The sequence below is a fragment of the Calothrix sp. PCC 6303 genome, assembly GCF_000317435.1.
Taxonomy (GTDB): Bacteria; Cyanobacteriota; Cyanobacteriia; order Cyanobacteriales; family Nostocaceae; genus PCC-6303.
The window spans coordinates 787372-800189 of sequence record NC_019751.1; the positions used below are offsets into that span (position 1 = coordinate 787372).

Annotated in this window: 8 protein-coding genes; 3 read left to right on the forward strand and 5 right to left on the reverse strand. The window is 42.5% G+C overall.

Features of this window, described 5'->3' with window-relative positions:
• Positions 1–13: 13 nt before the first annotated feature.
• Entirely contained in the window at positions 14–727 is a 714-nt protein-coding gene (locus CAL6303_RS03255; RefSeq protein ID WP_015196401.1) for a manganese catalase family protein, read from the reverse strand.
• Between the two features lie 176 nt (positions 728–903).
• Here CAL6303_RS03255 and CAL6303_RS03260 point away from each other — a divergent pair, with 176 nt between their 5' ends.
• Positions 904–1578: a VOC family protein gene (locus CAL6303_RS03260; protein ID WP_015196402.1), complete on the forward strand. Its 675-nt coding sequence runs from the start codon at positions 904–906 to the stop codon at positions 1576–1578.
• Between the two features lie 57 nt (positions 1579–1635).
• Here the strand turns inward: CAL6303_RS03260 and CAL6303_RS03265 are convergent, their stop codons facing one another.
• On the reverse strand, positions 1636–2349 hold the full coding sequence (locus CAL6303_RS03265) for a M15 family metallopeptidase (RefSeq protein ID WP_015196403.1): 714 nt from the start codon (positions 2347–2349) through the stop codon (positions 1636–1638).
• Between the two features lie 130 nt (positions 2350–2479).
• Between CAL6303_RS03265 and CAL6303_RS03270 the strand changes: the two genes are divergently transcribed.
• Positions 2480–3676, forward strand: coding sequence for a DUF1624 domain-containing protein (locus tag CAL6303_RS03270; protein WP_015196404.1), 1197 nt, complete (start codon positions 2480–2482; stop codon positions 3674–3676).
• Positions 3677–3791: 115 nt separating this feature from the next.
• On the opposite strand, the gene CAL6303_RS03275 is transcribed toward CAL6303_RS03270, so the two are convergent.
• Together CAL6303_RS03275 and CAL6303_RS03280 are read right to left on the reverse strand one after the other, a co-directional pair.
• Entirely contained in the window at positions 3792–8999 is a 5208-nt protein-coding gene (locus CAL6303_RS03275) for a caspase family protein (protein ID WP_015196405.1), read from the reverse strand.
• 192 nt (positions 9000–9191) lie between these two features.
• Positions 9192–12296 (reverse strand): COR domain-containing protein, encoded by a 3105-nt coding sequence (locus CAL6303_RS03280; RefSeq protein ID WP_015196406.1) that lies wholly within the window; start codon positions 12294–12296, stop codon positions 9192–9194.
• Between the two features lie 69 nt (positions 12297–12365).
• On the opposite strand from CAL6303_RS03280, the gene CAL6303_RS30200 reads away from it, so the two are divergent.
• Entirely contained in the window at positions 12366–12509 is a 144-nt protein-coding gene (locus CAL6303_RS30200; RefSeq protein ID WP_158333130.1) for a hypothetical protein, read from the forward strand.
• 40 nt (positions 12510–12549) lie between these two features.
• Here CAL6303_RS30200 and CAL6303_RS30205 read toward each other — a convergent pair whose 3' ends face one another.
• Entirely contained in the window at positions 12550–12696 is a 147-nt protein-coding gene (locus CAL6303_RS30205; protein ID WP_158333131.1) for a hypothetical protein, read from the reverse strand.
• Between the last annotated feature and the right edge of the window lie 122 nt (positions 12697–12818).

Consider the following 12818-nt stretch of genomic DNA (forward strand, 5'->3'; position numbering starts at 1 on the left):
GCTGGGGAGTATGTCAATAAGAGTGACTGACAGTTGGATTGGCAATATACTTGAAGTCAGGTTCAGAATTCCAGGGGTCTCGCCGGTTAATTTCTAGCTTCTCGTTACTGGCTTCCGCTTCTGAAGATAGGTTGTAGTAAATATCTACAGTGTTATCTGGTTCGATATTACCAAACATTGGGTCTGTGAGTTTACCCAACGAATCAAGTGCCTTCATAAACATCTTGGTGTGGGAAATTTCGCGGCTCAACAAATGTACTAATGTTTTTTTAGTACCTTCATCGGGAGCGAGTTTAATCAAAGCTTCATAGGTTTGACGCGCTCCGGCTTCGGCACCAATATTAGCCCGTAAGTCACGTACAACGTCGCCACCTTCATTCACGTAGCTTGCAGTCCAGGCACTGCCCTGACTATCAAGCAAATGGGGTCCCACGCCACGCACGGCAAACAGTGTACTTTTATACACTTCTGTTTGGTCAACATTTTTTGTGTGCGCTTCGATAAGTTTGCCCACCATTTCTAAATGACCAAATTCTTCAATGGCAATATCTTGCAGCATATCTCGGATAGGAGCGTTCTCGCAGTGGAAAGATTGTACCCAATACTGTAAAGCCGCTGTGAGTTCACCAGTCGCTCCACCAAACTGCTCTAGTAACAGTTGAGCAAAACGTGGATGTGCTGTATCAATATTGACTGCATGGATTGGTTCTTTTTTGTGGAAAAACATAGGATTTTTACCATGTAAAAGTAAGCTGTCTGGAATTGTTTGATGCTTCTACGAACATCTCCATATCAGCTTAATGATGATAATAGGTTGACTCTTCAGCCTAAAGGTATATCTTGGGATTATAGTTAATCAGCTTGAGAAACTGCGTTATCTGATCCTGAAATAGCTTTAAAACTATGGCATTTGAATTTGATCATCTCTTTATTTGTACTGATATAGGTGCTGACAAAGCTGCCGAGCGTCTAGTTTCATTTGGTTTATTAGAAGGAGCATCCAGAACCCATCGTGGGCAAGGTACAGCAAATCGCTGTTTCTTTTTCCACAATGCCATGTTGGAATTTTTGTGGGTTCACTCAAAAGAGGAAGCACAGTCGGTGTTAATTTATCAAACTAGGCTATGGGAGCGATGGAGCGATCGCATGAATGGTTCATGTCCATTTGGGGTTTGTCTGCGTCCAGCTATCGATTCTAGTGATGCAGTTGCATTTCCCAGTTGGGCATATCATCCCCCATACTTGCCGGAAACACTGAGTATTGCAGTGGGAACAAATAGTGATATTTTAACTGAGCCGATGCTGTTCCAAACTCCCTTTGGTAAGCGCCCAGATCAATTTCATCCTGAGAAAGCACAACCTCTGGAACATCCTGTTGGCTTCCGTGAAATTACTCGTATAGAAGTCATTAGTCCTGTTGCAAATACGCCATCGCCAGAACTTAAAGCTGTAGTTGATACCCATCAAGTTCAGCTAAGAAGTGGTATAAAATATTGTCTAGAGCTTGGTTTCGATGGGGAAGTAAAAGGTCAGCAGGTAGATTTCCAGCCCGGACTGCCATTGATTATGAGTTGGTAGCTTGCGTCCTTTTTTGGGTTTCTCCGTCTTTCAGTCTTATTGTCTTTCTGTTCCCTATCACAGTAACCTTCCATAACAAGCTTCAACTGGATTTTCGGGGTTTGCCAAATTATATAACCAAGCCCACATTTGGTCGCCATAGGAAAAATGCCACCATTCGCCCGGATTTCGACAAAAACCAGCTTTATACATCGCACGTCGCAAAATTTGACGGTTTGCATGATAAATTGAGGCTTGGGGATGTGAATGGTTGAGGTAATAGTCGGGGAGTGACCTATCTGACATTTCATCGATGGGTGAACCCATATCTATCGGTTTTCCAGTAGCATCCACTAAGGTTATATCTACTGCCGCACCTGTGCTGTGGGGAGGTGGGGTTTGCATGTCTAAGCTTGGTGCTGCCCAAATTTTGTAGACTTCTGACCAAATTTCTTGACGTTGAATTTCTGATAATTCAGTTTCAACTAGGTTTTTTGCTGTTACTGCCTGAGCAAAGCTAAAATCTACCATGAATTGCTGTACGGCAACTGGACGATAGGCATCAAATATTTGAATTTTCCACCCAGGGTATTGATTTTGCAGATATTCTTGGGCTTTAGTAATTTTTTTAACTACAGATTCCCTGATGAAATACGGTGAATGTTGACCGTAGGGAGCGCCTAATTTTTGGTATGGATGAGGGGTTTCCACCGCAAATTCATCCAGAGGTATTTCGACTAAGGGTTCTTCGCACTCATTAATTAATACATCATGGTAAGGTCGCTTTGGCATTGCAGTAAGGTTTTGGATATAAATTTTTTAAAAATTCAAATCTGAAGATCTGGGTGTCATAGTATAGTATATTGCTCATTAGTCATTCAGACGAATCCAAGATATCTGAGATGGAAAAAAGGAATCAAATATGCATTCAAATGCTTTGAACCCCGATTTTCAAAATGATGACCAACACCTAATCAAACGTCTTGTTTCTATAGATTTATTGCGTGGATTAGTTATGGTTTTGATGGCGTTAGATCACACAAGAAATTTTTTTTCTAATGTTCATTTTAATGTGTTGGATATAGAACAATCAAATATACCTCTGTTTTTGACAAGATGGATAACTCATTTATGTGCTCCATCATTTATTTTTCTTGCAGGTATAGCGGCTCATCTTTCTTTAAAAAGAGGAAAAACGAAGCAAGAACTCAGTCGTTTTCTGTTGCTTAGAGGATTTTTATTAATATTTTTGGAACTAACTATAGTTAGCTTGGCATGGACATTTTATCCTGGTGTTTTTTTAGCAGGAGTACTGTGGGTCATTGGTTGGTCTATGATTGTTTTAGCTTTACTAGTTAAGCTTCCTATTAAAAATATAGCTATATTTGGAATTATACTGATTATTGGACATAATTTATTTGATAGTGTGCAAGCCCAACAATTAGGAAACTTTGGCTGGATTTGGTCATTTTTTCATGAACGGGCAATCTTTGTATCGACATCAGGAATTCGCTTTTTGTTAGGGTATCCCCTTATTCCTTGGGTTGGAGTAATGGCATGTGGCTATGCTTTTGGATATGTACTGACTAAACCAAAAACTCAGTATTTGCCTTGGTTGCGAAATTTGGGTTGGGGCTTAATTTTTAGTTTTGTAGTCATCAGAGGGCTAAATATTTATGGTGATCCGAAACCATGGTCAGTAAAATCTAACTTATTGAAGACGATATTATCATTTATCAATTGTGAAAAATATCCACCATCATTAGCTTATTTATTAATTACACTTGGGGTAGCTTTTTTAGCACTTTATTTATTTGAAAGTCAAAATATTTCGCTTTTCAAACCTCTCCTTGTTTTTGGAAAGGTGCCATTATTCTTTTACATTATTCATCTTTGGTTAATACATTTTTCTGCGGTTTTATTGGCATTGCCTAAATATGGCTTTAAGGCAGTAGCTTTACCCTTTTTATTATCTAGCCAAATGCCGAAAGATTATGGATATGATTTACACCATGTTTATGTTATATGGGTTGTCCTGATTTTGATTCTGTATCTTATATGTAATTGGTTTGCTGGTTATAAGGTGAAGAATAAATCTTGGTGGTTGAAGTTTTTATAAACTTAATTTATAATACATGAAATAGCTAATTTTTAATCAAAGAGGTTTTGAAAGTGTTTTAATTGAGTACAAATTATCAAAGGCACTAGATGAGCTTGTTTTGAAGTACTAATCCCTAATTTCTATCTTTGTCATTGTGATTTTTTAGATAAACCTTTACTTTACTATACGCCTGTGATATCAGTTGATCTAAATCGAGATTCCACAAAGCTACTCCAAAGTTCTCACCACCACTCACCAAAGTTTTGCCATCGGGGCTAAAGGCGATACTATTGATGGGATCGGAGTTTCCCGAAAGGGTTTTAATTAGGTTTCCACTGCTGACATCCCAGAATTTGATGGTTGCATCTACACTTGCGGAGGTGAGAATTTTACCATCGGGTGTAAAGTTGATACTGGTGACACCATCACTGTGTCCAATGAGGGTATGAATGAGTTTACCATCGGGAAGATGCCAAAGTTTGATGGTGTTATCCCAGCTTGCGGAGGCTAAAGTGTTGCTGTCGGGGGAGAATGTGAGAGATGCGATCGCATTCCCATGTCCGGGTAGTATTTTCATTAGGGTACCATCGGGATGCCATAGTTTGATGGTGGGATCTTTGGTGTTACCTCCGGAAGCGATAATTTTACCATCAGGACTATAGTTGATGCTGCTAACTTCGTCATTGTGTGCGGTGAAACTATTTAGGAGTTTACCGTTGCTGATTTGCCAAGTTTTAATGGTTTTGTCGCTACTTGCGGAAATGATTGTTTGGTTGTTGGGATGAAAGCTGATATTTGTGACTTTGTTTTGATGTCCTTTCAGGGTTTGGATTAAGGTTCCGGTTTGGATGTTCCAGAGTTTGATGGTTTTATCAGCGCTAGCTGTGGCAATTAGTTTTCCATCTGGACTAATTTTAACTTGAGAGATAATACTGTCATGGGTGGCTAAGGTTTTTAAAAACTGAGTTTTTCCAGATTTTTCAAGGTTCCATAAACTGACTTTTTTATCCCAACCTGCGGTAGCAAAGGTTTGATTTTGAGGATTGAAGCTGACACTATATATAGGGTTAGTTTGTTGAGGATATTTTTCGGGTAAGTTCCAAATTCTGATAGTTTTATCGTCACTTCCAGAAATAATTGATTTTCCATCAGGGGTAAAGTGAATATCATTGACTGGTGCTTCATGTCCCTGGAGATTTAGTAAGGGTTTTCCATCGATATTCAAAATTTTGATATTTCCATCGCTGGTGGCAACAGCTAGGATTTTTCCATCTGGAGTAAAACGGAAATTATTAACTTTTTTCCCTCCAATGTCGAAAGCTTGGAGTTCTTCCCCTAAAAGGTTCCACAGTTTGATTACTCCATCATCGCTTGATGCAGCAATGACTTTTTCATCGGGATTAAAACTAACATGATTAATTCCAGTTTTATTTCCCAAAAAGCTTCTAACTAACTTGCCATCACTGACTTGCCAAAGCTTAATTAAACCATCTTCACCAGATGAGACAATTAACTTCCCATCACTACTAATATCTAGAGAATTTACCCAACCGCTATGGGCAATCCATGATTTAGTTAACTTCCCATTTATATCCCAAATTTTAATAGTTTTGTCGCGGGAAGCGGAAATAATCGACTTTCCCAAAGGAGTAAAAATAGCCTTTGTAATAAAATCGGTATGTTCAGTAAATTTCTGTGCTTCCTGGGGAGTCGAAAGTATGTTTCCTTCTTTCCCAAACAATGAAAACATCCTGATAGTTTTATCTCCACCCCCTACCAAGAGAAACTTACCATCCTCACTAAAACAAAGACTTAAAACTCGTTCTTCATTTCCCAAAAAACTAGCAAGTAAATTTCCTTCCTTTCCCCAAAGCTTCACATTCCCATCATCACTAGCAGATGCTAATAAACTTCCATCAAAACTTACAGCTACAGCATTAATCTTATTAGTATGACCCAGTAAACGATTCACCTCAAAGTTTTTAAAAACTGCTTGCTGAAGTGTCCCGATAGTTGCTAATTCTAAATCATTACTGGGATGAAAAACCTGTTTTAAGCGTTTCCCAGCTTCCATACCTGCAATCAAAGCTTCAATTTGACGATGGGAAACTAATAAAGCTTCCGAAGAAGAGTTTAAAGCACTGACTTCTCGTAGCTGTGCAGATTGTCTTTGAAAAAAAGCAAATCCACCAAAACCTGTAGCAGTAATACCCAAAACACTAATTACAGCTAAAGCAGCTTGAGTTTGGCGTAACCGTTTTTTCTGCGCTTTTTCCTGAAGCTGCCTTTGATCCAAACAAGCAGAAATAAACCGCCATACATCCGATGATAACTCATCAGTGTACTTAATAAAAATTTCCTCAGCCTCAGCCAAACGTACACCTTGAAGTAGAAACTCAGCAGCTTCATTACCTTGAATCCATAACCGAGTTGCTTGATCAATTTGTCGATGCGATCGCACTTTGCTACGATTCTCTTCTAACCACCATCTTAAAGTAGACCAGTGACGGATGAGTATTTCATGTGCGACTTCGATTGTAACAGAATTATGCAAAGGGGAAGAAAGAGGATTTTTATCTTCTATTTCTTGGGAAACCAGTTTTAAGTCACCGATTTTATGACTGTAACCTCTGTGTTTAGCTTCTACTTGTTCAAATTCTTCCACATTAACCACTACCAACTTCGCAGCAGTTAAAACCTGGAGAGTTTTATCTACTAATTCTTGGGGAAACTTCTTCACAACTAATTCCGATTTGAATATGCGTCTGCGAGTATCCTCCGTCCCCTCCCCCAACTGAGTTAAAGAGAGAAAAATCCACCTCGCACATTCCTTCCCCGATTCATCCAAACCCCCATACACAGCTTCCGCTTTCCTTTCCAAAGCACCAGCAATTCCCCCCAAATGTTGCTGATAGGAAAGCAAAGTCAACTCCCCTGCTTTGCGGTGACTCCACAATTCTTCCAAAACAAACTCCAACAAAGGTAAATCCCCAGCAGAGTGATTCAACTCCTGGAGTAATACCTCCACCAAACCCGATTCCACTCGCAAACCCACCTGTTCCGCAGGTTTAACAATTACACTGCGATAATCATCATCGCTCAACTTGGCTGGTACCAACACACTTGATTCCTGCAACAACTTTGCCATTGCGGGAATTTCCAAACAAGGTGTCATAAAATCAGCCCGCAGGGTAATAACTAATTTAAACTTATCGCCAGCATATTCCAAAGCACCAAAAACCAACTTTAGGAATTGTTCTCGATCCTCATCTGAAGTTAAAGTAAACAACTCTTCAAACTGGTCAATCACCAACATTACCATAGGTTCCGGTCGGCTGCGTAACCAATAAACCAACCCTTCCACACCTTGGTAAAGTAACCCCTCCATTCTATCAAGGTCTGGGGCTTCCTTTTCTCCCCCCAACTTCCTGGCTAAAATATCCAACGGATTATTACCTGGACGCAAACAGCAAATTAACCACTTTTCGCTACCAGCTAACTCTTGCCCGAACCGCAACCGCGAAATCATTCCCGCTTGCACAGCAGAAGACTTTCCACTTCCCGAAGCACCCACCACAGCCAAAAAAGACTGAGAAGCCACATGGCTAATTAACTGCTGAATCAAAGCCGAACGACCGTAAAAATACTGAAAATCATCTTCAGTAAAAGCCCTCAAACCAAGGTATGGACAAATTCCCAAATCCAAACTCGTGGACTTTTGCCGATTCCAACCTGTTGGTATAACTTCAATCACACCTTGCATCCCCGACAACCACACTTGGAGAGGTAAACTTCCCGCCAAATGCACCTGAAGTAAACTAATCCAACCTGCCGCAGACAAACCAACATCAGGAGAAACACCCTGTAAAGTTTCCACCAAACCCCGCACAAAAACCTCTGAGTTTTCCCCAGGTGCAGCCGCTGCAATAATACAAATCCCCCTCTCCCCCCCAACTTCCAAATCTTCCACCCAACTTGCCAAAGATTGCTCCCCTTGCCTCCCCTGCTTCCCCTGCTCCCCTTGCCTCCCCTGCTTCCCCTGCTTCCCCTGCTTCCCCTGCTTCCCCTGCTCCCCCTGCTCCCCCTGCTTCCCCTGCCCCCCCTCCGGGCAATCCAAAATTAAAACTACCCTTTCCACCAAAGCACGACGCAACCGTTGCCGCAACCAACTACAACTTAACCAAACATCATCAGCTAAAACCAAAGCAGATTCACCCCCTGGAGTCTCCTCCAACCTTCCCCGCAGATAGAGTAAAGCAGTATCCCCCCCAGACAGACATCCTTGAATCGCATCCCGAATATCAGTTACAGATGCTTTCCCTTGACGGGGTAAATACTCCAATTCAAACCCACCATTACCCTGCAAAACCTTACTCAAAGCCAAAGTTTGACTACTAGTCACCCCATCCACCACCAAAGCAACCCGCTTCTCATCCTCAGTCACCGATTTATTACCTAAAACTATCTCCCCAATTCCCTCAACAATTCGCTTTGGTGTCTGCAAAGGATACTCACTGTAGAGATTCGTGTCACCCTTTCCCCGTCGTTGTTGATTAATTAACCGCAACTGTTGATTAGTTTTATCCAAATATTGCAGAGTTTGGTGGTAAACATAACGATAAAGTCCATCTGCTGTCACCATCCCTTGGGAATCAGCAGCTTCACCCCGTAAACCACGAATTAAATAGTATGTAAAGACACCGTGTCCCAGTTCGGGAAACTCCCAAGATTGTTGGTCAGTATCGCAGGAAAGTAAAGCATAGAAGCCCTTACTACTAGCTGCCGCCGATTGCAAATCCCTAACTAGCTGACGTGTCGGATTTAACATTACATTAGGAACCGCACCCCGTAACGTCATCCCCCCACTATGGCAAGCATCCAACCAAATCAACTGCTGACGCGCTGCACAACTACCTAAAATAGATAGTAGTTCGTGGAGTGCGATCGCGCTATTGGCTAAATCATCTTTTTGGGTATCCCGCAAACACAAAAATGTCTGCTGTGTATCACCATCAATGACACCATGTCCAGAAAAGTAGAATAAAACAGTATCTTCTGGTTTCGCATTCACCTTAATCTCAGCTAACTTTCCCCGAATATCCCCAAGCAAAGGTAACTGCAACCCAAAATCATGGAAAGTAGTCATCTCCATCTGCGAAAACTGCTGACAAGCAACTTCCAAAGCTTCAGATAACCCCCGACAATCCAAAGCCGAATAACGCAAGCTGGGTAAATCTTCATCCAAATATTGATTTACACCAATCAACAGCAACCAAAGTTTGGGAGTAACTGTTTGCTTTGCTTTATTTGTGCGGGTTTTACCAACTCCTATAGGGGACATAATGTCAAGTATTTAATTTAAGTTTGAAATCTGGGTAGTTATATACCTATAGTTTGGCATAGGTTCATTTATGCACTCAGAAAACAAACTCATATCACCAACTTCTCCCGTAGCTACAAATCTATGGGATTCTAAAATTAAAAATTCAATCTACCAGTTTGACACAAGTATCTAAATCTGTAGGGGATGATTTTAGGGAAGTTGAGGAAGTTCAATGTGGAGTTTGTTGCCGATTTCTAGGACATTGTTGGTGAAATCGGTCATGCCTGCGATCGGACTGGCGATCAAACTTGCGATGCCGAATAGGGCGATAAGACTGCGTTTTAGGCGGGGAATGCTGCGTTGGTCGGCGGGTTTTTGGATTTCGGTTTCTAGGTCTTCGATGTTGATGATTACGTCTTCTTGACTTTGTGGGGGGAATTGGGTGGCTGTTTGGCGGAGAGTGGTGATGAGGTTGAGAAGTTCGGCGGTATTTGCGTTGTTAGTTTGGGTGAAGGTGCTGTTGGTGACGGATGCGTTGTCGCTTGCAATAACGCCGGACATGGGAGCGTTGAAGTTTTGGATTTTTTTGGATTGGTCGGACATAATTTGCTCCTGTTGATTGGCGTTGTGAATATGGGTATGGTTTTCGATGGTGACGGATGGTGTGAGTTCCCGTTTTGGCTTTCTAGGGGTTCTGCGTTTTTCAAATTCTTCAGATGAAGCTTTGGAATCCTGGGAATAACCGATCGCATCGTCAATCAAACTATGAACATTAACTTTGTGGTAGGGAGGTTTATCACATTCAGTTTCGTAGGCTTGATTTTGCAGCCGTTCTTGAAGTTTTTTAAGTGCATAAGCATGGGGATTTTGGGAGCCTTTGCAAGTTGGACAATTACAGGGGATTAATTCTTGGTAGCGAAGTTTTTCGTAGGAATCGTGGATTTTATTAAACTCGTGACGGATGCGTGTCAGGAGGTCTTTTTTGGGAAAACCAGATACTCGAATGCGGATTTCATTTTTGTAGTAGGCTTCGATGACTTCAGCACGGGCATTACCATCGGTGAGAATCACGCCATCCTTCCAGATGAGTTCACCGTCAATTAGCTTGTGCATTTCTACAGCGAAGCGGGTGAGCATTCCCTTGGGCATAAACTCATAGTGGTAACTCAGGATCAGGTTTTCCCTGTCATCCCAGGTATATTTGGGTTGGTTAGGAGAGAGAAGTTGGGGGGCAATGTAGGTGCCGGGACGGTGGGGAATTTCGTAGCAGAGTTTAAACCGCATCATCAATTGCAGCAATTCATACCGCATGTCGCTGTATCGATCGTCTGCCCAAATTTTGGCAAGATCTTCGTGGGTGAAGCAACCGAGGGCTTGTTGGACTTCTGGGGTGTCGAGGACGGTGTAGACGGCAGTGGTACCCCATTCGGGTTTGAGGATGATCCAGTTTTTCAGGATGGGGTCATCTTGAAAGTGGAGGCAAACACCGAGATCGTGAAGGTAGCCGCTGAGTTGGAGTTTGTCTTCGCGGCGTTTGAAGCCGTGGATATCGCAGAGGGTTAGGAATTCGTCTTGGGTGATGTAATTGCGGTTGTCGGCTTCTAGGGCTTCACGGACTCGTACCCAGGTTTTGGGTAGTGGGGTGCCAATGTGGGGAAGTTGGCTGATATGGTGTTGGACGGCAGTGAGGATTTCGGAAAGTCCGCGATTATTGGGGCAGGCAAGGTTGGTGGGGAGGATTTTTTCGAGGTTGGGGAAGCGTCCGCGCAGTTGATTTTCGTTAACTTGGCAGGGGCGATCTTGTTTTTCGTTTTTGACGATGATGGCAGGGCTGGCTTCACTGAGGAGTTCGACGACTTCAAGCCAGTAGTTAAAGTCAGTGTTGTCTTGACGGGTATCAGCAACGAGGAGATAAAGAGAGCGCTTAGTGAGGAAGAATTGGTGAGTAGCATGGTAGATTTCTTGTCCCCCAAAATCCCAGATGTTGATGCGGAAGGGATTGCCACTGGAGTGAGGAAAGTCGAAACGGAGAACATCAATACCTTCTGTTGATTTTTCGGGGTTGTCACCACCTTCAAGTTTGAGCTTGTATTTGGAGTCAATAAGTTTGTTGGCAAGGCTGGTTTTTCCCGCCCCACCTTCACCAATGATTAAGAGTTTAGCTTCGTAAATACGCTCTGAACCTTCTTCTTGAAGCTGTCTGATAAAGTTAAAAACGGGAGCAGGTTGTGTATATTTTCTTTTTACTTCTGGAGGAAGTTCTCCCAAATCGTTATTTCTAATATCAAGTTTTTTCAGTTGCGTTAGTTTAGTAAGTTCTTGTGGGAGCGTCAATAATTTGTTGTCATATAAAATTAGCTCTTTTAGTTTATTTAACTGCCCGATTGATTCTGGTAATCCCGTCAGTTGGTTACTGTTGAGGTAGAGGTATGTGAGACTGCTTAAATTCCCGAATGTCTCGGGTAAAGCGTTGAGTTGGTTACCGCTGAGGTAGAGGTCTGTGAGGCTGCTTAAATTCCCGAACGTCTCCGGTAAAGCGTTGAGTTGGTTCTCGCTGAGGTAGAGGTCTGTGAGGTTGGTTAAGTTTACAATCGACTCTGGTAAAGTGTTGAGTTGGTTATTCCAGAGGTAGAGATATCTGAGGTTGGTTAAGTTTCCAATCGACTCTGGTAAAGCATTGATTTGGTTCCCGCTGAGGTAGAGGTATGTAAGGCTGCTTAAATTCCCGAACGCCTCCGGTAAAGCGTTGAGTTGGTTCTCGCTAAGGTCGAGAAATGTGAGGCTGGTTAAGTTTCCAGCCGAATCCGGTAAAGCCTTGAGTTGGTTATTGTTGAGATAGAGATGTTTTAGGCTGGTTAAGTTTCCAACCGAATCCGGTAATCCCGTCAGTGGATTACTGTTGAGGTCTAGAAACGTGAGGCTGGTTAAGTTTCCGAACGCCTCCGGTAAAGCGTTGAGTTGGTTAGCGCTGAGGTCGAGGGATGTGAGGCTGGTCAAGTTTCCAATCGACTCCGGTAAAGCATTGATTTGGTTATTGTTGAGTTTGAGATACCTGAGGCTGGTTAAGTTTCCGAACGCCTCCGGTAAAGCGTTGAGTTGGTTAGCACTGAGGTAGAGGTGTGTAAGACTAGTTAAGTTCCCGAACGCCTCCGGTAAAGTGCTGAGTTGGTTACGGTTGAGGTATAGGTCTGTGAGGCTGGTTAAGTTCCCGATCTCTGATGGTAACTCCGATAAATCCATCCCCGATAGATTCAGTTCTTTCCACTGCTCCTTGGCTGCCTGGGCAATTAGATTTTGTACTGATGGGCGTTCCATCTGGGCATTTCCAAAGATACTTAGTTTATTTTGACATACCCAATAAGTAGTTAGGTAAAAATAATATTTATGTCATTGCGTAGTTTACGAACCGAAGGTTGGAGGAACGACGTTGCTTGCATCCCGCAGGGTAGCGATCGCATAAGCTCGTTAGTATTGAAGATATTGCGATTGCTTCCTTACGTCGCAATGACAGACGGGGTTTTTTACTAAGTTTGTTGGGAGGTGCGATCGCGCGCAACTCTGAACAAAGTTACAGCTTGTACGACGTGAGTGCGATCGCTTGTGGTGACAGATAGCCTATTTTACTGGGTTTGTTTGAAAGTGCGATCGCGCTGACGATTTTACCTGCTTTGAGGTGGAATGCGATCGCTCTTCTCCCGTAACTTGGGTGGAACAAAGTAATTGTGAATTTTTTCAGTCGGTTATGTTGGGTTACGCAAAGCCTTCACCCAAGCTACGAGAGATTGCGATCGCACTCTTTATACAGAAGACTTTGGGTATTCAGATATTGATGGGCTG